Raw genomic sequence first — 20,349 nt, forward strand, 5'->3', positions numbered from 1 at the left:
ATCAACGGGAGGTGTTGCCAATATGGAGACCAGAATGTTTCGCACGATCCTCACCACCATGATTTTTGCCGCATCCACCACCGTCGTTTTCGGCGCCGCCCATGAGATGGCCCCCGCCGTCGAGGCCGCCGACCAGGACGTCTCGGGCGGCACGGTCAGCGCCATGAGCATCATGGCCCCGGCCAACGGCTGGCTCGTGGTGCACCGCACCGATGCCGAGATGGCCCCCGGCCCCGTGGTCGGCTACGCGCCGCTGAAAATGGGCGAGAACAGCGATGTCACCGCGATCCTGCAGGAAGAGGTCGCCCCGGGCGACATGCTGATGCTGATGGTGCACGGCGAGGACGGCGGCATGTCGACCGGCGTCTTCGAATACACGCTGGGCGCCACCGAAGACGGCCCGATCCGGGTCGACGGCGACCTCGTGATGACCGTCGTGACGGCCGAGTAACGGTCTTCCGACCATCGAGGCGCCGGGCCATCCGACCCGGCGCCTCCGCCCCTGTCATGGCGTGCGTTTCCCTCCCGAAACGCACGCCATTTCCATGACATCGCACCCCTGGGGGGCGCCCCTGTCCCGCGCGGGGGCGCCGGACCTCAGTCCTTGAACTTGCGGTTCCGGCCCGCCAGCAGTTTCAGACGCAGGGCGTTGAGCTGGATGAAGCCGGCCGCGTCCTTCTGGTCGTAGGCGCCGAGGTCGTCCTCGAATGTCACGTGGGCCTCGGAATAGAGCGAATGGTCGGACCAGCGCGCAACCGTGCGGGCGGAGCCCTTGTAGAGCTTGACCCGGACCGTGCCAGTCACATGCTCCTGGCTCTTGTCGATGGCGGCTTGCAGCATCTCGCGCTCGGGCGAGAACCAGAAGCCGTTGTAGATCAGCTCTGCATACCGCGGCATCAGCCAGTCCTTGAGGTGGCCCGAGCCGCTGTCGAGGGTGATTTGCTCGATGCCCCTATGCGCCTCCAGCAGGATCGCGCCGCCGGGGGTCTCGTAGATGCCGCGGGACTTCATGCCGACGAAGCGGTTTTCCACCAGATCCAGGACGCCGATGCCGTGCTTGCCGCCCAACTCGTTCAGCCGGGTGAGCAGCGTGGCGGGCGAGAGGGCCTCGCCATTGATCGACACGGCGTCGCCCCGCTCGAAGCCGATCTCGACCATTTCGGGCGTATCGGGCGCATCCTCGACGCGGACGGTGCGCTGAAGCACGTAATCGGGCGCCTCTTCGCCGGGGTTTTCCAGCACCTTGCCCTCGGACGAGGTGTGCAGAAGGTTCGCATCGACCGAAAACGGCGCCTCGCCGCGCTTGTCCTTGGCGATGGGGATCTGGTGCGCTTCGGCGAACTCCAGCAACTTGGTGCGCGAGCTGAGGTCCCATTCCCGCCACGGCGCGATCACCTTGATCTCGGGGTTGAGCGCATAGGCGGCCAGTTCGAACCGGACCTGGTCGTTGCCCTTGCCGGTCGCACCGTGGGCGACGGCATCGGCGCCGGTCTCGGCGGCGATCTCCACCAGCCGCTTGGAAATGAGCGGCCGGGCGATGGAGGTCCCCAGCAGGTAGAGCCCTTCATAGAGCGCATTGGCCCGGAACATCGGGAACACGAAATCGCGCACGAATTCCTCGCGCACATCCTCGATGTAGATGTCGGAGGCGCCCATCATCTCGGCCTTCTTGCGGGCCGGTTCCAGCTCCTCGCCCTGGCCCAGGTCGGCGGTGAAGGTCACCACCTCGCAGCCGTATTCGGTTTGCAGCCACTTGAGGATGATCGAGGTGTCGAGGCCGCCTGAATAGGCGAGGACAACTTTCTTGGGCGCGGGCATGGGAACTCCGTCAATTGGACGAGGGCGAGGTAGCGGGATTTTGCGGTAGGGGCAAGCTGGCGGGTTGACCGCGATGGGCGGCACGGTCACGGTTTGCATCGGATCAGCCGAGGAGGACGGGATGTCCGTCAATATCATGCGACATGCCATCCTGATGGTGCTGAACAACCTTGCCGATGCGCTCCGGGCGTCTCTGGGGCCGATCATGATCGGCGTGGTCGCCGTGGTGGCGATCGCGGCGGTGCTGAACGTGAACCCGATGCTGCTGTTCGCGCCGCCGGATTTCGGGATGATGGACCCGGGCGCGATGGATCCGTCGGGCATGGGCCAGATGCCCCAGGGCTATCCGCAGTTCGCCCTGCTCGCGCTGATTTCGGCGGTCTGGTCGCTGGTCATCTTTTCCTGGGTGTCGGTCACCTGGCACCGGTTCATCCTGCTGGAGGAATACCCCGGCAGCCTGCCGGCCATCGCCGACCGCCCGATCTGGGCCTACATACGCAAGTCGCTGTGGCTCGCGATCCTGATCATCCTGGTGTTCATCCCGATCATTCTGCTGCTGTCTCTGGCGCTGGGGCCGATGCTGGCGATTCTTGGCCAGTTCGGGGCGCTGGCCTTCTCCTTGGTGCTGGGGCTGATCTTCGGCTACGTCTGGCTGCGCTGGTCGCTGATCCTGCCCGCCGTGGCCGTGGGACGCCAGATGACGGTCTCGGAGAGCTGGCAGGCCACCAAGCCCATGTCCGGCACGATCTGGGGGGTCGCCTTCCTGCTGATCCTGCTGAACTTCGTCCTCGGCCTGATCACCCTGCCTTTCGGCGCCTCGCTGGTGGCGCTGTTGCTGGCGCAGATCGTCAACTGGTTCACCCTCATGGTCGGGATGAGCGTCCTGACCACCCTTTACGGAAACGTCGTCGAAAAGCGGCCCCTCGCCGAATAAAGCCGTTTGAGCGCGGCGCGTTCGCCGTCATTTGCCACCAGGGCGATCGCCTCGTCGGGGGCGAGCCAGACCGCCGCGTGCCCCTCTTCGGGCGGGGCCGACAGCCGGCGCACGGGGTGCGCCACATAGAGATGGGCGACCTTCTCGGCCCACATGTCGTAATCGGGCATATAGGCGAACCGGCGGTAGGCGCCGATGCGCCGGGGCCGCGCGATGCTCCATCCGGTTTCCTCCCAGACCTCGCGGTGCAATGCGCGCACGGGGCCCTCGCCGGGGTCGATCCCGCCGCCGGGGCATTGATATTCGTCGTGGGGCTCCGCCTGGTAGGTCATCAGCAATTTGCCGTCGCGGGGCAGGATCGCATAGGCTCCCGGCCGATGCGTGTAGCGAATATCTGACCTGTGGGGTTCGCCGTAGCGTCGGATCATGGGGGTTTCACCTTTTGTTGCCGCCCCTATATGGACGCGATAAGCAAACCCCCGACAAGATGGGAAAGACCATGACCCTTGGCTCTCAGATTGCCTGGGACGACACGGTGCTGCCGTTCCAGCTCGACCGATCCGACATCCGCGGCCGCGTCGCCCGGCTCGATGGTGCGTTGGAAGAGGTGCTGTCGCAACACGACTACCCGCCCGAGATCGAGGCGCTGGTGGCGGAAATGTCCCTGCTGACCGCAATGATCGGCCAGACGGTCAAGCTGCGCTGGAAACTGTCGCTGCAGGTGCGTGGCGACGGGCCCGCCAGGCTGATCGCCACCGACTACTACGCCCCGACCGCCGAGGGTGAGCCCGGGCGGATCCGCGCCTATGCCAGCTACGACGCCGACCGGCTGGAGCGGGGCGCGGAGCCCTTCACCCAGATCGGCAAGGGCTATTTCGCGATCCTGATCGACCAGGGCCAGGGCACCACGCCCTACCAGGGGATCACGCCTATCGCCGGCGATTCGCTTGCGTCCTGTGCCGAGACCTATTTCGCGCAGTCCGAGCAGATCCCGACCCGGTTCGCCCTGTCCTATGGCCGCTCCTCCTCTCCCGGCGTCGACGAGACCTGGCGCGCGGGCGGCGTGATGCTGCAGGTGATGCCCGAGGCCTCGCCCTTCGCGACGGGCGGCGGGTCGGGCGACGGTGGCCTGCTGGAGGCGTCGGACATCCTCGACGACGACAAGGAAGAGGATTGGACCCGCGCCAACATCCTGCTCGACACCGTCGACGCGCTGGAGCTGATCGGCCCGTCGATTCAGCCGACCGACCTGTTGGTGCGCCTGTTCCACGAGGAAGGCCCGCGGGTGTTCGACGCGCAGCCGGTGCATTTCGGTTGTTCCTGCTCGGCCGACAAGGTGCGCGAGAGCCTGTCGATCTATTCGGCCAAGGACATCGGCCACATGACGACCGACGAGGGGATCGTGACGGCGGATTGCCAGTTCTGTGGGGCGCATTACGAGTTCGAACCCGAAACGCTCGGGTTCGAGGCGACCAAGTCACCGTGAGCGCCCTGCGCGACAGGCTGTCGGCGGCGATCGCGCGGACGGGGGAGGGGTCGACCGACTACGACCTGAACCCCGATGTTCGCCTGCCGCCGGGCCGCGTGCTGCGCCCGGCGGCCGTTCTGCTGGCCGTCACCGAAGAGGGCCGCGTGGTGCTGACAAAGCGGTCCTCGCGGCTCAAGCACCACCCTGGCCAGATCGCCTTGCCGGGGGGCAAGAAAGAGCCCGGCGACGCCACCCTCGCCGACGCCGCCCTGCGCGAATCCGAGGAAGAGGTCGGGCTGCCCCGCGGTCAGGTCGAGATCCTCGGGGCCCTGCCGCCGCACGAGACGGTGACCAGCTTCGACGTGACCCCGTTCATCGGCCTGATCCACGGATCCTTCGAGCCCCGGGCCGAGGTCGGCGAGGTGGCCGAGATCTTCGAGGTGCCGCTGTATTTCGTCACTGATCCGGCTCGGTTCCGCATCGAGGGGCGCCGCTGGCAGGGGCGGATGCGGCACTATTACGCCGTGCCCTATGGCCCCTATTACATCTGGGGCGCGACCGCCCGCATCCTGCGCGGGTTGGCGGGGCGGATGGCATGACCCGGCTGGCGGCCGATTGGCTGGAGAGCGCGGCGGCGCAGGCGGTCTGCGCGATGCTCACCGGGGCCGGGCACCAGGCCTGGTTCGTCGGCGGTTGCGTGCGCAACGCGCTGATCGGCGCACCGGTGGCCGACCTCGACATCTCGACCGACGCGTGGCCCGATCGCGTCATGGCGCTGGCCGAGGCCGCCGGTCTTCGGGCCGTGCCCACAGGCATCGACCACGGCACGGTCACCGTGATCGCCGAGGGTGCGCCGTTCGAGATCACGACCTTTCGCCGCGATGTCGAGACGGATGGACGGCACGCCGTGGTCGCCTTTGCCGACACCATGGAGGAGGACGCGGCCCGGCGCGATTTCACCATGAACGCGCTCTATGCCGGGCCCGATGGCGCCGTGGTCGACCCGCTTGGCGGCCTGCCCGACCTTGCCGCGCGTCACGTTCGGTTCATCGGGTCGGCCGAGGATCGCATCCGCGAGGATTACCTGCGGATCCTGCGGTTTTTCCGGTTTCATGCCTGGTACGGCGATGCGGACGGGGGGCTCGATCCCGATGGCCTCGCCGCCTGCGCCGAATTGGCGGACGGGATCGACGGCCTATCGCGTGAGCGTATCGGTCACGAAATGCTCAAACTGCTCGCCGCGCCCGATCCCGCGCCCTCTGTCGCCGCGATGGAGATCTCGGGCGTCCTGCTGCGCGTCTTGCCGGGTGCCGCGTCCGGTGCACTGACCGTTCTGGTCCATGCCGAGGGCGCGGCCGGCCTGCGCCCCGATCCGATCCGGCGCCTCGCCGCGCTCGGCGGCGAGGGAGCCAAGGCGGGGCTGCGCCTGTCCCGGGCGGATGAAAAACGGCTGGCGCGGCTCTCCGAGGCGATGGGCGACGCGGCCGGAGCCGGAGAGCTTGGCTATCGTCTTGGCGCGGACGAGGCGTTGGACGTGCTTGCCTTGCGAGGGGCCTGTGTCGGCGCGGAAATAGACCCTGTGTCGGCGGAAAGTGCCCGTCATGGGGCGGTGCAGACCCTGCCGATCAAGCCGACGGACCTTCAGGCGACCCATTCCGGAAAGGCGCTTGGCGCCGCGCTCAAGGCGGCCGAGCGGCGCTGGATCGACAGCGGCTTCGTCCTGACCCGCGACCAGCTTCTGTCATGATCGGCTCGCTGACCGGGTTCGTCTTTCTCGGCCTGTTCTCGCCCGGCCCGAACGTGATCCTGCTGACGGCCTCGGGGGCGCGCTTCGGCTTTCGCCGGACGGTGCCGCATATCCTGGGCGTGGCGCTGGGCGTGGGGATCACCGCCGGGGTGACGGGGGCGGGCGTGGGCGCCCTGCTGCTGGCGCACCCGGGGCTGGCGCTCGCGCTCAAGATCGCGGCGAGCGGATGGATCCTGTGGATGGCCTGGGCGCTCTGGTGCTCGGACCTGGCCCGCAGGCGGCAGGCGGAGCGGCCCTTTACCTTCGTTCAGGCGGTCCTGTTCCAATGGGTGAACCCCAAGGTCTGGGCGGTGGCCTTGGCCGCGACGGCCTTTGTCGCGGAGCGGGGCCCGGCGGCGCAGGCGGCCATGCTGGGCGTGACCTTTTCGACCCTGAACCTGGGCGTCTGCCTGTTCTGGACCTCCGCCGGGGCGCTTCTGGCCTATCTGCTGACCGACCCGCTGCGCTGGCGGATCTTCATGCGCATAATGGCCTGTGCGCTGGCGGCCTTCTCTGTGCTGGTTTTCCTCTAGGCCCATCTGGTCTATATGCCCGTGGCATCCCGAGAGGCAGCCATGTTTCGATTCTTCGAAGGCCTCGTCGATCCCTATATCGAATACCAGGAGACCGACGCCCCCCCGACGCGGCTTTGGCCGTTCTTGTGGTCGTTCGCCGGCCCGTTTCGCAAGGCGTTCGCGGCGACCGCCTTCATGGCCATCGTCGTGGCGGGGATCGAGATCTGGCTGATCTGGTACCTGGGCCACCTGACGGACATGCTGTCCGAGGGCGCCCCGGCCGAGATCTGGCAGGCGCACTGGCCCGAGTTCCTGGGCGTCGCGGCGTTCATCCTGGTTGTCCGGCCGATCCTGCAATTCCTGGACGTGGCCCTGCTGAACAACGGGATCGGGCCGTCCTGGGCAACGCTGATCCGCTGGCGCACCCATCGGCATGTCATGCGCCAGTCCGTCGGCTGGTTCGAGAACGACTTCGCCGGGCGAATCGCCAACCGGATCATGCAGACGCCGTCGGCCAGCAACGAGGTGGTGTTCCAGGTCTTCGACGCGGTCGCCTATTCGTTTGCCTACGCGCTGGGCGCGGCGATCCTGCTGGCGGGGGCCGATGTGCGGCTGCTGGTGCCGCTGTTCGCCTGGTTCGCGCTCTATGCCGCGCTGATGGTCTGGACGGTCCGGCGGGTGGGGCCGGCGTCCAGGGCCTCCAGCGCGGCGCGGTCCGAGCTGAACGGGCGGATCGTGGATGGCTACACCAACATCCACTCGGTCAAGATGTTCGCGCATCATGACCGCGAGATCGCCTATGGCAAGCAGGCGATCGAGGGCGTGCGGCAGACCTATGCGCGGGAAATGCGGGTCTATTCCATCATGGGTGGCGTGCTGACGGCGCAGAACGGCCTGCTGATCGTGGGCGTCGTTGGCTGGGCCATGGCGCTTTATTTCAACGGGCAGGCGAGCGTCGGGATCGTGGTCGCGGCCACCGCGCTGACGCTGCGGATGAACGCGATGACCGGCTGGATCATGTGGGCGGTGACCAACCTCTTTCAGCAGCTTGGCGTCGTCTCGGAAGGGATGCAGACGATCAGCCAGCCGGTGACGCTGGTCGACGCGCCCGACGCACCCGCGCTGGAGGTGACCGAGGGCCGGATCGAGATTGACGGCCTGTCGCACCATTATGGCAAGGCGGCGGGCGGCCTCGACCGGGTGACGCTGAGTGTCGCGCCGGGCGAGAAGGTCGGCCTCGTGGGGCCCTCGGGGGCGGGGAAATCGACGCTGGTGAAGCTGTTGCTGCGGTTCTACGACGCCGAAACCGGCGTCATCCGCATCGACGGGCAGGACATCGCGCAGGTCCGGCAGGAATCCCTGCGCCGCGCGATCGGCATGGTGCAACAGGACAGCGCCCTGCTGCACCGCTCGGTGCGCGAGAACATCCTCTACGGCGACCCCGATGCCACCGAGGCCCGGGTCGAACAGGCCGCCCGGCAAGCGGAGGCCCATGAGACTTCGTCCTCGACCTGGAGGACAGCGGCGGGCGCCGGGGCTATGACGCGCTGGTGGGCGAGCGTGGCGTGAAGCTCAGCGGCGGGCAGCGGCAGCGGATCGCGCTGGCCCGCGTGATGCTCAAGGACGCCCCGATCCTGGTGCTGGACGAGGCGACGTCGGCGCTCGACAGCGAGATCGAGGCCGCGATCCAGCAGACGCTCTACCGCATGATGCAGGGCAAGACCGTGATCGCCATCGCGCACCGCCTGTCGACCATCGCGCAAATGGACCGCATCGTGGTGATGGAGGCGGGCCGGGTGATCGAAGACGGGCCGCATGATGCGCTTTTGGCGCGGGACGGGCTATATGCTCGACTCTGGGCGCGCCAGTCGGGCGGGTTCCTTGGGGATGACGACACGGAGGCCGCCGAATGATCTCGGAAACCTATGGTCGCTGGATCGACTGGGCCGCGGGCCTGATCACGAGCGTGCAGCCGGCGGACGGCCCGCCGCCGCGGACGCTCTATCCGTTCATCGGCTGGTGCCTGAAGGGCTCCTGGCCGGTGCTGTTGCTGGCCACGCTGATCTCGGCCTTCACCGGCGCGTCCGAAGTGCTGACCATGTGGCTGCTGGGCCAGGCGGTCGATGCGGCGGGCGGCGGGTTCGCGGCGTTCTGGGATAGCTACGCCTGGCTGGTGGTGCTGTCGGCGGTGACGCTGCTGATCCTGCGGCCGCTGTTCTTCGGCGCCTCGGCGACCTTCCAGGCGGTGGTGATCTCGCCCTCGGTGTTCACGCTGATCCTGTCGCGGCTGAACCGCTGGACGCTGGGCCATGCGGTCACCTTCTTTGACAACGATTTCGCCGGGCGGTTGGCACAGAAGCAGATGCAGGTGGCCCGGTCCCTGACCGAAACCGTGGTCGAGACGGTGAACGCCATCCTCTTCGGCATCGCCTCGGTCATCGGGGCCGCGATCCTGATTGGCGCGGTGAACCTGTGGCTGCTGCCGATCCTCGCGGTCTGGTTCGCGAGCTACGGGGTCTTTCTCTATTTCTTCCTGCCGGTCATCCGCGAGCGGTCCGAGGCGCGGGCCGCCGCGCGGGCCATGGTCACCGGGCAGGTTGTGGACACGATCACCAACATCAAGACGGTCAAGCTGTTCGCGCGGGCCGAGCATGAGGACAGCGCCGCCCTCGGCGCGATGGAGCGGTTCCAGGAGACGGCGACCAATTTCGGCAGCGTGTCCTCGCTGTTCCGGATCGGGCTGACGTTTCTCGCGGGGATACTGCCGCTGGCGCTGGTCGGCACCGGCATCGCGCTGGGCCCGACCATGGGCGTGTCGCCCGGCGACATCGCCGCGATCGGCGCGGTGGCGATCCGCCTGTCGCAGATGACCGGCTGGATCAGCTTCACGCTGCTGGCGATCTACGGCCATATCGGCGAGGTCGAGGACGGCATGCACACCCTCACCCCGCCGCACACGCTGGTCGACGCGCCGGATGCCGGGTCGCTGGAGGTCACGACCGGAGAGATCGTCTTCGACCGTGTGAGCTTTGGCTATGGCCGCGATGTGGGGGGGGTCGACGACATCAGCCTGACGATCAAGCCGGGCGAAAAGCTGGGCATCGTCGGCGCCTCGGGGGCCGGAAAGTCCACCCTTTTGGCGCTGCTGCTGCGGCTTTACGATCCCGAAGAGGGCGAGGTGCGGATCGACGGGCAGAACATCGGCCTGGTCACCCAGGAAAGCCTGCGCCGCGCCATCGGGATGGTCACGCAGGAAACCGCGATGTTCAACCGGACGGCGCGGGACAACATCATCTACGGCCAGCCCGACGCCACCGAGGACGACCTGATCGCCGCCGCCGAGAAGGCCGAGGCGCATGCGTTCATCCAGGACCTGACCGACCACAAGGGCCGCAAGGGCTATGAGGCGTTCCTGGGCGAGCGTGGCGTCAAGCTTTCGGGCGGGCAGCGGCAGCGCATCGCGCTGGCCCGCGCGATGATCAAGGACGCGCCAATTCTCGTGCTGGACGAGGCGACATCCGCGCTCGACAGCGAGGTCGAGGCCGCGATCCAGTCCGCGCTGGAGCGGGCGATGGAGGGCAAGACCGTCATCGCCATCGCGCACCGCCTGTCCACGATTTCCGACATGGACCGGATCGTCGTGCTCGACCAGGGGCGCATCGTCGAAGAGGGCACCCATGACGAGTTGCTGTCCAGGCGCGGGCTCTATGCCCGGTACTGGAACCGGCAGTCTGGGGGTTTCACGCGCGAGGCGGCCGAGTGATGAGCGTTCTGGACGGTGCCGCTCGCGTGGTGGATCTCGGGTCCGACGGTCTGGGCCGGACCGAGGCGGGAGAGCCCGCGCCCTTCGCCCTGCCCGGGGACCTGGTGGATCACGACGGGCGGGTGACCCGGAACAATCCGGCCCATGTCGCCGCGCCCTGTGGGCACTACGGCATTTGCGGCGGCTGCGCGATGCAGCACGCCTCGAACGGCTTCGTCGCCGACTGGAAGGCGCAGCGGGTGCTGGAGACACTGCGTGCCAACGGGATCGAGGGCGAGGTCGCCGAGGTCGCCACCTCGCCGCCGGGCACGCGGCGACGGGCAAAGCTCTCGGGCCGGCGCACCAAGAAGGGTGCCCTCGTCGGGTTTCACCAAAGGCGCACCCATACCGTGGTGGCGGTGCCGGATTGCCAGGTGGTGGTACCGGGGATCGCGGCTCTTGTCCCCGCGCTGGAGGGGCTGACCCGGCAGATCGGGTCGCGCAAGGGCGAGGTCGGTTACACCGTCACCATGACCGCCAATGGCGCCGATGTCCTGATCGAGGGTGGCAAGGAACTGACCGCCCCGCTGCGGCTTGCGCTGTCGGGCTTTGCCGCCACCCATGGGCTGGCCCGGCTGACCTGGGAGGACGAGCCCATCGTCACCCGGATGCCCCCGGTGCAGCGTCTGGGGCGGGCCGACGTCGCGCCGCCGCCCGGCGCCTTTCTGCAGGCCACGGCCGAGGGGGAGGCCGCGCTCGTCGCCGGTGTCCGCGCGGCTGTGGGGGATGCCAAGCGCATCGTCGACCTTTTCGCCGGGTGCGGCACCTTCACCCTGCCGCTGGCCGAGCGGGCGGAGGTGCACGCGGTGGAATACGGCGCCCCGATGCTGAGGGCGCTGGATCATGGCTGGCGCCATGCCAAGGGGCTCAAGAAGGTGACCACCGAGACCCGCGACCTGTTCCGAGAGCCGCTGCTGGCCGAGGATCTGGCCCGGTTCGATGCCGCCGTCGTCGACCCGCCGCGCAAGGGCGCCCGGGCACAGGTGGCCGAGATCGCGAGCTCGAAGCTGCCTCGCGTGGCGATGGTGTCCTGCCAGCCGGCAAGTTTCGCCGCCGATGCGCGTCTGCTGCACCTGGCCGGCTTCGCCATGGGGCCGGTGACGCTGGTCGATCAGTTCCGCTGGTCCCCGCATATCGAGCTGGTGGCCGCCTTCACGCGTCTGTGACGTCCCGCCCAGCTATGACGGGTCCGAAAAGTGGTGTATGAGACGCGAAACGGCGTCAACGCCAATGCGAGAGGCAGACACATGCGCGGCGGAAGGATCCTGATCCTGTTTGTGGTCCTGATGGGACTTGCTTCGTGTTCGACCAAGTTCCGGACCTACAACGGCCCTGCCGTCACGCAGGTCATCCTCTACAAGGAACAGCGCGCGTTGTTCCTGATGCATAACGACGAGGTGCTAGAGGCCTATAACTTTGAGCTTGGCTTCGCCCCGGCTGGCCACAAGATCTTCGAGGGGGACGGCCGCACGCCCGAAGGCTATTACACGATCGACCGGCGCAACCCCAACAGCGATTACCACCTGTCCATCGGCATCTCGTATCCCGATGCCGAGGATATCGCCCGCGCCGAGGAGCTTGGCCTCGATCCGGGCGGCGAGATATTCATCCACGGCACACCGAAACTCTTTGCCCGCCGCGACGACTGGACCGCCGGCTGCATCGCCGTGACGAACCGCGAGATCGAGCAGATCTATGCGATGGTCCGCGACGGCACGCCGATCGCGATCTATCCCTGAGAACCGCCCGCAAGGGCTACTGGCGCGCGACCATGCTCGGCGCTGCCGGGGCCGGGGCTGACGCAGGTGCGCCGCCCGCCGTCGTGCCAATGTCCATCACCCACCACAGCTTGCCCGCCGGCTCCTGGTACCAGGAAAAGCCGATCAGCCGGGCGCGGGGGTCCAGGATGACCTCGCGGGTGTCGGGCTGCTGCATCCACGCGCCCAGGGTCTCGAGCTCGGTCTCGTAGCTTTCCGAGATGTTCTCGCCCAGGATCATGCCGGAAAAGCCCACGCGCCGCGCCCGGTCCAACGGCGAAGACCCGTCCGAGCCGAAATGCCAGGGCCGGTTCTGCACCGCCATGTCGCGGGCATGGGTCGCGGCCGAGGCGTTGAGCTGGGAATCGTAGGCCACCGGCGGCAGCGCGGCCGCCTGCCGCAGGGAATTGACGCTGTCGAGCATCCGGATCTGGATCTCGGCGGCGTCCTCGGGCGCGATTCGGTAGATCTGCGGCAGCGGCAGCCCATCAGGCCCGATCGCGACCTGATTGCCCGATCCGCCACAAGCGGTCAGCGTCAGAAACGCGAGTCCCAGAAACGCACCGAACCGCATCTTCAAAGCCCCTCAGCTCTTGTTTGGACCCGCTTACGCTTTCCGCAGTGGCGTTTCAAACCCACATCGGCGTGAAGCTGCCGCAGTGACGCCGGTTTGATTTGCGACTGCGGCGCCCGCGCCATATCACAGCGCCATTCGAGCAGTCATGGAGGCCAATGATGTCTCAATCCCTTACCCGCCGCGGGTTCCTCGCCACGTCCGCCGCCGCCGTCGGAACCGGCGTGTTGGCCCAGGAAAACTCGACAGAGATCGAGGGCGATATCTCCACCCAGACCCCGCGCAACATCTCGTCGTTCCGGTCGCTGGACTGGCGCCCCTATTTCGACAGCACCGAGGGTGGCGCGATCCTGGTGGATATTCGCAGCCGCGCACTGCACTTCTGGTCGTCGGACCAGAGCATCTACAAGCTCTACCCGACATCCGTCCCGCTGACCGAGGACCTGACCCGCCGCGGCAACACCGAGGTCGTGCGCAAGGTCGAGGGGCCGGAATGGCGGCCCACCCCGTCGATGCGGGAGCGGAACCCGGAATGGCCCGAATATGTCGGCCCCGGTCCCGACAATCCGCTGGGCAGCCACGCGCTCTATCTTTCGTGGCAGTATTACCGGATCCACGGCACCCACGACACGCGCAAGATCGGCCGCCGCAGCTCCAACGGCTGTATCGGTCTCTACAACGAGCATATCGCCGAGCTGTTCAGCCTGACTCAGGTCGGGACTCGCGTGCTCTTGATCTGAGGCTCGCCCCGGGCGATGGTCGGCCCAAGGGCCCCTCGGTGCGTCGGGGGGCCACCTGCATGTCCGGAGAACCACATGAAACGCCTGATCCTTGCCGCCTGTATCGTCGCGACCACCGCAACCGCCGGCCTCGCGGACGGCCCGGACACCGCGGCGCCCGCCCCGACGGAAAGCATCGAGCGTCAGACCATGGGCGGGTCGTTTCCGACCAGCACGCTGGTCACTCTCGTGGTAATCGGGATCATTGCCGCGGCGATCGACACCAGCAACTAGCGTCCGACGGGCAGGGTCAGAGCCAGCCCTTCAGGTTCTCGCCGATGACGCCGCTCAGCGCCTCGATATGCGCGGTGTCGTCGTTGAGGCAGGGAATGTAGGTGAATTCCTCGCCGCCCGCCTCTTCGAAGCTCTCGCGGATCTCTTCGTTGATCTCTTCCAGCGTCTCGATGCAATCGGCCGAAAAGGCGGGCGCACAGACCGCGATGCGCTTCTTTCCGGCCTCTGCGAGACGCGCGACCTCTTCGACCGTGTAGGGCTGAAGCCATTCCTCGGGTCCGAAGCGCGACTGGAACGTCGTCTTGATCTCGGTCTTGTCCCAGCCCAGCCGCTCCATCAGCAGGCGCGTCGTCTTCTGGCACTGGCAATGGTAGGGGTCGCCCTCCTCCAGATAGCGTTTCGGCACGCCATGGTAGGAACAGACCAGGATGTCGGGCCGGTTTTCCTTGGCCGCATAGGCCCGCTCGATCGACTGGGCGAGCGCGTCGATATAGGCGGGCTCGTCGTAATAGGGCGGCACGACGCGGGCGACCGGCTGCCACTTCTCCTTCATCAGGGCGCGAAAGAACTGATCGTTGGCGGTCGCCGAGGTGGCGCCGGCGTAATGGGGATAAAGCGGAAAGAACAGGATCTTGCGGCACCCGGCCTCGACCATCTCGCGGACCTTGCTCTCGGTCGAGGGGTTGCCGTAGCGCATGCAGAAATCGACGCGGACGTCGTCGCCGTAACGCGCCTTGAGGGTGGCGGCGATGGCGTTGGTCTGATCCTTGGTGATGGTCATCAACGGGCTTTCGTCGGCCTCGGTGTTCCAGATCGACCGATAGGCCTCGCCCGAGCTGAAGGGGCGTTTCGACAGGATGATCAGCTGCAGCAGCGGTTGCCAGATCCAGGGCGAATAATCGATCACGCGCCGGTCCGACAGGAACTCGTTCAAGTAGCGGCGCATCGACCAGTAGTCGGTTGCGTCCGGGGTGCCGAGGTTGGCCAGCAGGACACCGACCCGCGCAGGCTTGACCGCCGGATGATCGGCAGGGGCGTGGTGCGGGCGCTCTGCCACGGCGGCGCCATCCGATTTCGCGTCAAACATCAGCCTGCCCTCGTCTGTCATGTCGTCTGGATCACTACGCACATAAGGCATCAGACCCTAGGGTCAATCGTCGCGCGGGGGAAGCCTCGTTTCCGAGGTGCCCAGCGCCTTGGCCAGACTGTGCGTGGCAGAGCCCGGGCGCAGCGGAACCGGCTGGCTGTCGTCCGGGGCCCAGCCCGTCAGCGTCACGATCTCGAAGGTCGCGGTGATGCGGCCGTCCGCGCCTGTGTGGCGCTCGGCATAGAGCCGCATGGCCTCGAGCAGCACCGTGCGCCGTGAAGGATGCCGCAACCGGGCGTAAAGCGCGTTCTGCTCGCCCATCGCCCGCAGGTCGCGCATCAGGTGCAGCGGCGTCTCGTAGCGGACGGTCAGGGGCAGCGAATCGGCCACCGGAAGGGCGAGCCCGGCCCTGTGCAGAAGGCCCCCAAGGTCGCGGATCTCGCCCATCGGCAGGACCCGGGGCGAGAGGCCGCCCGTCGCCGCGGCCTCGGCCTGGGCGAGGCAGCTACGCAGCTCGTTGAGGGTCTGGCCGCCGAAGAGGGCCGCGATCAGCAGCCCGTCTGGCCGCAGCGCCCGGCGGCATTGCACCAGCTGGCCAATGGGATCGTCCGCCCAGTGCAGCGCCAGGGCGTGGATCGCCAGGTCATGGCCCTGCACCGCCAGGTCGAGCGTCTCGGCATCGGGCACGATCCGGGCCTGCGGCAAATTCCCGCGCCAGACCTCCGGCCAGCCGGTCACGACGGCCGGCGCGGTAAACTCTCTGTTAACCTCGGCGAGTCTATCTTGAACTTCGCTGACCAAGGCCTCGTGCAGAAAGAGGGCCGGGGCGGCCGCGGCGCGCACCCTGTTGCGTGTCAGGGCCTGTCTGTCTGTCAGCGGAGGCAGTGTGTTCATACGGGATCATCTAGGAGGATGGTCCGGAAATGGAAAGTGCGCTCCGGGTTCTGTACCCGTCCCAGTGCCTGCTGTGCGACGAACGCACGGCGACCGACTTCGCCCTGTGCGGGGGCTGCTGGGCAGAGACGCCCTTCGTGACCGGAACCTGCTGCGACCAGTGCGGCGCCCCCCTGCCGGGGGAGGAGGAGGACGGCGGCCGCATCCTTTGCGACGATTGCATCGCCGCGCCGCCGCCCTGGGAACAGGGCCGCACCGCGCTGGAATACAAGGGAAAGGCCCGCCAGCTTGTGCTCGCGCTGAAACACGGGGACCGGACCGACCTTGCCGGGCCCGCGGGGCGCTGGATGGCGGGGGTGGCCGGCCCGCTGCTGGAGGACGACACCGTGCTGGTGCCGGTCCCGCTGCATTGGACCCGCCTGCTGGGGCGGCGCTACAACCAGTCGGCGCTCCTGGCACATGCCATCGGCAAGGAGACCGGGCGCAAGGTGATTCCCGATCTTCTGACCAGGCGGGTGCGCACCGCGTCCCTTGGCGGCAAGACCTCGAAAGAACGCTTCGCCACGCTGACAGAGGCCATCGTGCCGCGCGGGCGCGGCAGGCTGGACGGGCAGCCGGTGCTCTTGATCGACGATGTGATGACCTCGGGCGCGACGCTGGGTGCTGCGGCAGAGGCGGCGTGCGCAGCGGGCGCGGGTTCTGTGCGGGTGCTGACACTGGCCCGCGCGACAAAAGACACCTAGATCATGGGGGAACCGAAAGGAGCCCGCATGAAACCTGTCGAGATCTACACCACCCAGACCTGCGGCTTTTGCCATGCCGCAAAACGACTGCTGGCCCAAAAGGATGTCAGCTTTGCCGAGATCGACATCGCCCGCGATCCCGCCCGCCGGGCCGAGATGACCCAGCGCGCCAAGGGCGGACGCACGGTGCCGCAGATCTTCATCGGCGACCTGCACGTGGGCGGCTGCGACGAACTCTACGCGCTGGATCGCGCCGGCAAGCTCGACGCCCTGCTGTCGGCGTGAAGGCGGCCCTGCTGCAACTGACGAGCTCGGACGATCCGCAGGACAACCTCGGCACCGTCCGGACGATGCTTCGCGAGGCCGTGAGCGCGGGCGCGGGCCTTGTCCTGACACCCGAGGTCACGAATTGCGTCAGCCAGAGCAGGGTCCGGCAACGCAAGGTTCTGCGCCCCGAGGCCGAGGACCCGATCCTTGCCATGATGCGCGAGGAGGCGGCGCGGGCCGGCGCCTGGATGTCGCTGGGCTCGATCGCGGTCAGGACCGACGACCCGGACGGGCGCTTTGCCAATCGGTCGTTCCTGATCGGTCCGGACGGTGGGATCGCCGCCCGCTACGACAAGATCCACATGTTCGACGTCACCGTATCCGAGACCGAGAGCTATCGCGAAAGCGCGGGCTACCGTCCCGGCGACCGGCTGGAGCTGGTGCCCACGCCCTTTGGCACCATCGGGCTGAGCATCTGCTATGACCTTCGTTTTCCGGAACAATACCGGAGGCTTGCGCAGGCCGGGGCCGATATCCTGCTGGTTCCGTCCGCGTTCTCGCCCGTCACCGGCGCCGCCCATTGGGAGCCGCTGCTGCGGGCCCGGGCGATCGAGAACGGGGCCTATGTGCTGGCCGCCGCGCAGACCGGGCTGCATGAATCGGTTGAGGGCAAGCCGAGGCGCACCTACGGTCACGCGATGGCAGTGGGACCCTGGGGAGAGGTCATGTTGGACATGGGAGAGGCGCCGGGCATCGGCTATCTGCAGATCGACCCGCAGGCCGTGGCCGATGCCCGTGCCCGCGTGCCCTCGCTCAGCCATGATCGCGAGGTTTCGGGCCCGTGAGAAGCGCCTCCGACAGCCTTGCGGTGTCCCTGTTCTCCGAGATCATCACCGTCGAGCAGCTTGCCCGCACGAGTGTCGCCAAGGTCCTGCCCAAGGGCATGGAACTGAGCCAGTTCTTTGTTCTCAACCACCTTGCCCATACCGGGATAGAGCGGACGCCCGCGCAGCTTGCCAAAAGCTTTCACCTGACGCGCGGGGCGATGTCGAACACGCTGGGCAAGCTCGAATGGGCGGGCTGGGTCCATGTGCGCCCCGACTGGGACGACGCGCGGCGCAAGCTCGTGTCGATCTCTCCCGCGGGGTTGCTCGCGCGGAATGCCGCGCTCGACGCGGTCACGCCGCTGATCTCGGACGTGGTCGACAAGGTGGGCGCAGACAGGGTCCGCGCAGCGCTGCCGGTCCTGCGGGAGCTTCGGCTGAAACTGCTCAACGACGCCTGACGAGGCCCCGGGTCACTGCCAGTCCAGGTGAATCTCTGGCCTTTCGACCCGGGCGAGCCGCTTGCGCAGCCGGGTAAGGCCCGGACGCACCGCCGGGATCTGCCATTCGCGGGTCTCGACGAAGAGGTGCCGGATCCGCGCCAGCATCCCGGTCTCGATCAGCCGGTCGAGAACGTCGACTTCGGCGCCCTCGATATCCATCTTGACCAGTTCGATGTCGCCCCCAAGCCCTTCGATGAAACCCGCGAAATCGACGACGCGCACCGAGAACGACTCGGAGTCTCCGTCGTCCCAGAGAACCGAATCATAAAGGCCGTTGCCCGCGGACCGTCCCTGCCGGTTCTTGAGAAAGCCCGGATCGCGGCGAAAGGTCGCCTCGCCGTCGGCGGCGCCCGCGGCGGCCTGATGAAAGGTCACGTTGTCATGGTCGGGGACGCGGGACTTGAGCTCATCAAAGGTCCAGGGATCGGGTTCGAAGGCATGAACCCTTGCGCCGGTTCTGGACAGCATCCGCGTGAACCGGCCCATGTTCGCGCCGAGGTCGATCACAGTATGCTGCGGCCCCAGCCGTTTGACGCAGGCCTTGAATGCGCGACCGGCCCGGTCGGAGCCTTCCTGCAGGCGCCGGATGCGGAAATATTCCGTGCCGGCGTCCTCGCCGATCTTGCCGGGCAGGGATTTGCCAAGCCAGGCCGACCAGTAGCGGAACCTGTCCTTGAGGTCGGTTTCGGGCATCGGGTCCTGTCCTTGGCATCGGCGGGCGTGACGGTGCCGTAGATCGGCAAGGGCATCAAGGGCCGCCGCTAGGCTCAGGACTCATAGCCAAAAGATCACGGTTGCGGCGAGAGCAATGGCCGAGAGGAAGACCTTGGGACTTCGGTCATAGCGCGTGGCGACGCGCCTCCAGTCTTTCAAGCGTCCGAACATGATCTCGATCCGGTTGCGTTTCCTATAGCGACGCTTGTCGTATTTGACAGGCTTGTCGCGTGACTTTCGACCCGGAATGCATGGCGTTATCTCCTTGTCGGCAAGGGCTTCGCGGAACCAGTCCGCGTCATATCCCCGGTCCCCCAACAGCCAGTCCGCGGCCGGAAGACTGCTCAACAACGCTCTCGCCCCAGTGTAGTCGCTGACCTGACCGGCCGTCATGAAGAACCGGATTGGCCGCCCAATCGTATCGGTGACGGCATGCAGCTTGGTGTTCATGCCGCCCTTGGTCCGCCCAATCAGACGTCCACGCCCCCCTTTTTTGACCCCAGGCTTGAAGCCGTGCGGTGTGCTTTGAGGTAGGTCGCGTCGATAGAGATCGTCTTGTTGTCCGGTGCTTCTGCCGCCAGGCCCGTCATGATCCTGGCGAACACGCCCATATCGCTCCACCTTTTCCATCGGTTGTAGAGGGTCTTGTGCGGCCCATACTCCCGCGGCGCGTCACGCCAGCGCAAACCGTTGCGATTGATGAATATAATGCCGCTCAGGACACGCCGGCCATCAACGCGTGGCACGCCATGGCTCTTCGGAAAATAGGGCCTCAGCCGCGCCATCTGAGCCTCGCTCAGCCAATACAGATCGCTCATCATGCCCCCTTTGGTTCGGGGACGATGAATCACGCAGACCGCGCAGCCTCAACCCGTTTAATGGGTCCTGAGCCTAGGGTTTCAGGGCCGCGGTGACGTAGTTGACGGTCAGGTCCCGGTCCGAGATCCGCCAGGACCAGGTGATCGGGTTGAACTGAAAGCCCTTCTTGTCGACCGGGTCGAGGCCGGCCTGCTCCAGCAGCGAAAACAGCTCCGCCGGGGTGATGAACTTGGCGAATTCGTGCGTGCCCTTGGGCAGCCAGCGCATGACGTATTCGGCGCCGACGATGGCCATCGCGAAGCTCTTCGGGTTGCGGTTGATGGTCGAGCAGATGTGCAGCCCGCCCGACCGCAGAAGCTGGCGGCAGGCCGTCAGGTAGGCGAGGGGGTCGGCCACATGCTCGACCACCTCCATGTTCAGCACGACGTCGAATTGCGCTCCGGCTTCGGCCATCGCCTCGGCGGTGGTGTGGCGATAGTCGATGGTCAGGCCGGATTGCTCGGCATGGATCTGGGCGACGGGGATGTTGCGCGGCGCGGCGTCGGCGCCGACGACGGTGGCGCCGAGGCGGGCCATGGGCTCGCACAGCAGCCCTCCGCCGCAGCCGATATCAAGCAGGCGCAGGCCCTTGAACGGCTCTGCCGTGGTCAGATCGCGGCCGAATTCCGCTGCGATCTGGCGGGTGATGTAATCCAGCCGGCAGGGGTTGAGCATGTGGAGCGGCTTGAACTTGCCCTCGGTGTCCCACCACTCGGCGGCCATCGCTTCGAACTTTGCGATTTCTGCGTCATCGACGGTGGTTTGCATGGCGACCTCTGTCATGTCATCTGT

General features: G+C 67.1%; 23 protein-coding genes and 1 pseudogene. 16 read left to right on the top strand and 8 right to left on the bottom strand.

Annotated features, from left to right (window positions below):
- Positions 1 to 34 precede the first annotated feature (34 nt).
- Positions 35 to 451 (top strand): DUF7282 domain-containing protein, encoded by a 417-nt coding sequence (locus ROA7023_RS05565; RefSeq protein WP_085878159.1) that lies wholly within the window; start codon positions 35 to 37, stop codon positions 449 to 451.
- Positions 452 to 597: 146 nt separating this feature from the next.
- On the opposite strand, the gene ROA7023_RS05570 is transcribed toward ROA7023_RS05565, so the two are convergent.
- Positions 598 to 1,818, bottom strand: coding sequence for an argininosuccinate synthase (locus ROA7023_RS05570; RefSeq protein ID WP_085878028.1), 1,221 nt, complete (start codon positions 1,816 to 1,818; stop codon positions 598 to 600).
- Positions 1,819 to 1,939: 121 nt separating this feature from the next.
- On the opposite strand from ROA7023_RS05570, the gene ROA7023_RS05575 reads away from it, so the two are divergent.
- Positions 1,940 to 2,752, top strand: a complete 813-nt coding sequence (locus tag ROA7023_RS05575; RefSeq protein WP_143535451.1) for a hypothetical protein — start codon at positions 1,940 to 1,942, stop codon at positions 2,750 to 2,752.
- Here ROA7023_RS05575 and ROA7023_RS05580 read toward each other — a convergent pair.
- Positions 2,713 to 3,180 carry an NUDIX domain-containing protein gene (locus ROA7023_RS05580; protein ID WP_085878030.1) on the bottom strand — a complete coding sequence of 156 codons (468 nt, stop codon included), beginning with the start codon at positions 3,178 to 3,180 and terminating at the stop codon, positions 2,713 to 2,715. The two genes, ROA7023_RS05575 and ROA7023_RS05580, sit on opposite strands and share 40 nt — an antisense overlap.
- Before the next feature lie 71 nt (positions 3,181 to 3,251).
- On the opposite strand from ROA7023_RS05580, the gene hslO reads away from it, so the two are divergent.
- The 8 genes and pseudogenes from hslO (at position 3,252) to ROA7023_RS05620 (ending at position 12,062) form a co-directional block, all read left to right on the top strand.
- Positions 3,252 to 4,238, top strand: a complete 987-nt coding sequence (gene hslO / locus ROA7023_RS05585; protein ID WP_085878031.1) for an Hsp33 family molecular chaperone HslO — start codon at positions 3,252 to 3,254, stop codon at positions 4,236 to 4,238.
- The gene (locus tag ROA7023_RS05590) at positions 4,235 to 4,819 is read left to right on the top strand and encodes a CoA pyrophosphatase (protein ID WP_085878032.1); all 585 of its coding nucleotides are present in this window, start codon (positions 4,235 to 4,237) and stop codon (positions 4,817 to 4,819) included. Before hslO ends, ROA7023_RS05590 begins: the two co-directional genes overlap by 4 nt.
- A complete protein-coding gene (locus ROA7023_RS05595) occupies positions 4,816 to 5,967 on the top strand; it encodes a CCA tRNA nucleotidyltransferase (RefSeq protein WP_085878033.1) in 1,152 nt (383 codons plus the stop codon). Before ROA7023_RS05590 ends, ROA7023_RS05595 begins: the two co-directional genes overlap by 4 nt.
- Complete coding sequence (locus tag ROA7023_RS05600; RefSeq protein WP_085878034.1) at positions 5,964 to 6,539, top strand: LysE family translocator; 576 nt, start codon at positions 5,964 to 5,966, stop codon at positions 6,537 to 6,539. Before ROA7023_RS05595 ends, ROA7023_RS05600 begins: the two co-directional genes overlap by 4 nt.
- A 42-nt stretch (positions 6,540 to 6,581) precedes the next feature.
- A pseudogene (locus tag ROA7023_RS05605) lies at positions 6,582 to 8,434 on the top strand (ABC transporter ATP-binding protein).
- Positions 8,431 to 10,284 carry an ABC transporter ATP-binding protein gene (locus ROA7023_RS05610; protein WP_085878035.1) on the top strand — a complete coding sequence of 618 codons (1,854 nt, stop codon included), beginning with the start codon at positions 8,431 to 8,433 and terminating at the stop codon, positions 10,282 to 10,284. The pseudogene ROA7023_RS05605 and the gene ROA7023_RS05610 overlap by 4 nt, the downstream one beginning before the upstream one ends.
- A complete protein-coding gene (locus ROA7023_RS05615) occupies positions 10,284 to 11,489 on the top strand; it encodes a class I SAM-dependent RNA methyltransferase (protein WP_085878036.1) in 1,206 nt (401 codons plus the stop codon). Before ROA7023_RS05610 ends, ROA7023_RS05615 begins: the two co-directional genes overlap by 1 nt.
- A gap of 81 nt (positions 11,490 to 11,570) precedes the next feature.
- Positions 11,571 to 12,062, top strand: coding sequence for a L,D-transpeptidase family protein (locus ROA7023_RS05620; RefSeq protein ID WP_085878037.1), 492 nt, complete (start codon positions 11,571 to 11,573; stop codon positions 12,060 to 12,062).
- Between the two features lie 16 nt (positions 12,063 to 12,078).
- Here the strand turns inward: ROA7023_RS05620 and dalA are convergent, their stop codons facing one another.
- Complete coding sequence (dalA, locus tag ROA7023_RS05625) at positions 12,079 to 12,654, bottom strand: divisome-associated lipoprotein DalA (protein ID WP_085878038.1); 576 nt, start codon at positions 12,652 to 12,654, stop codon at positions 12,079 to 12,081.
- Positions 12,655 to 12,815: 161 nt separating this feature from the next.
- Here dalA and ROA7023_RS05630 point away from each other — a divergent pair, with 161 nt between their 5' ends.
- Both ROA7023_RS05630 and ROA7023_RS05635 read left to right on the top strand, forming a co-directional pair.
- On the top strand, positions 12,816 to 13,394 hold the full coding sequence (locus ROA7023_RS05630; protein ID WP_143535452.1) for a L,D-transpeptidase: 579 nt from the start codon (positions 12,816 to 12,818) through the stop codon (positions 13,392 to 13,394).
- A 75-nt stretch (positions 13,395 to 13,469) separates the two neighbouring features.
- Positions 13,470 to 13,667 (top strand): hypothetical protein, encoded by a 198-nt coding sequence (locus ROA7023_RS05635; protein ID WP_085878040.1) that lies wholly within the window; start codon positions 13,470 to 13,472, stop codon positions 13,665 to 13,667.
- Between the two features lie 16 nt (positions 13,668 to 13,683).
- Here ROA7023_RS05635 and hemH read toward each other — a convergent pair whose 3' ends face one another.
- A complete protein-coding gene (hemH, locus tag ROA7023_RS05640) occupies positions 13,684 to 14,754 on the bottom strand; it encodes a ferrochelatase (protein ID WP_085878160.1) in 1,071 nt (356 codons plus the stop codon).
- Positions 14,755 to 14,817: 63 nt separating this feature from the next.
- Positions 14,818 to 15,648 (bottom strand): methyltransferase domain-containing protein, encoded by an 831-nt coding sequence (locus tag ROA7023_RS05645; protein WP_085878041.1) that lies wholly within the window; start codon positions 15,646 to 15,648, stop codon positions 14,818 to 14,820.
- A gap of 29 nt (positions 15,649 to 15,677) precedes the next feature.
- Between ROA7023_RS05645 and ROA7023_RS05650 the strand changes: the two genes are divergently transcribed.
- Genes ROA7023_RS05650 through ROA7023_RS05665 form a run of 4 tightly spaced genes read left to right on the top strand, consistent with a single transcriptional unit; the run spans position 15,678 to position 17,943 of the window.
- Positions 15,678 to 16,391, top strand: a complete 714-nt coding sequence (locus ROA7023_RS05650; protein WP_085878042.1) for a ComF family protein — start codon at positions 15,678 to 15,680, stop codon at positions 16,389 to 16,391.
- Between the two features lie 27 nt (positions 16,392 to 16,418).
- Positions 16,419 to 16,676 (top strand): glutaredoxin 3, encoded by a 258-nt coding sequence (gene grxC, locus ROA7023_RS05655; RefSeq protein WP_085878043.1) that lies wholly within the window; start codon positions 16,419 to 16,421, stop codon positions 16,674 to 16,676.
- A complete protein-coding gene (locus ROA7023_RS05660; RefSeq protein ID WP_085878044.1) occupies positions 16,673 to 17,503 on the top strand; it encodes a carbon-nitrogen hydrolase family protein in 831 nt (276 codons plus the stop codon). The genes grxC and ROA7023_RS05660 overlap by 4 nt, the downstream gene beginning before the upstream one ends.
- Complete coding sequence (locus ROA7023_RS05665; protein WP_085878045.1) at positions 17,500 to 17,943, top strand: MarR family winged helix-turn-helix transcriptional regulator; 444 nt, start codon at positions 17,500 to 17,502, stop codon at positions 17,941 to 17,943. Before ROA7023_RS05660 ends, ROA7023_RS05665 begins: the two co-directional genes overlap by 4 nt.
- Positions 17,944 to 17,955: 12 nt before the next feature.
- Here the strand turns inward: ROA7023_RS05665 and ROA7023_RS05670 are convergent, their stop codons facing one another.
- The 3 genes from ROA7023_RS05670 to ubiG all read right to left on the bottom strand — a co-directional run bounded on the left by ROA7023_RS05670 (position 17,956) and on the right by ubiG (position 20,325).
- The gene (locus ROA7023_RS05670) at positions 17,956 to 18,678 is read right to left on the bottom strand and encodes an FkbM family methyltransferase (RefSeq protein WP_085878046.1); all 723 of its coding nucleotides are present in this window, start codon (positions 18,676 to 18,678) and stop codon (positions 17,956 to 17,958) included.
- A gap of 81 nt (positions 18,679 to 18,759) precedes the next feature.
- A protein-coding gene (locus ROA7023_RS05675) for an IS5 family transposase (protein ID WP_143535453.1) occupies positions 18,760 to 19,517 on the bottom strand; the annotation gives its coding sequence in 2 pieces (ribosomal slippage) (positions 18,760 to 19,199 and positions 19,199 to 19,517; 759 coding nt in all).
- Between the two features lie 73 nt (positions 19,518 to 19,590).
- Positions 19,591 to 20,325 carry a bifunctional 2-polyprenyl-6-hydroxyphenol methylase/3-demethylubiquinol 3-O-methyltransferase UbiG gene (ubiG, locus tag ROA7023_RS05680; RefSeq protein WP_085878161.1) on the bottom strand — a complete coding sequence of 245 codons (735 nt, stop codon included), beginning with the start codon at positions 20,323 to 20,325 and terminating at the stop codon, positions 19,591 to 19,593.
- Positions 20,326 to 20,349: the final 24 nt, after the last annotated feature.

The sequence above is a fragment of the Roseisalinus antarcticus genome (genome assembly GCF_900172355.1).
Taxonomy (GTDB): Bacteria; Pseudomonadota; Alphaproteobacteria; order Rhodobacterales; family Rhodobacteraceae; genus Oceanicola; species Oceanicola antarcticus_A.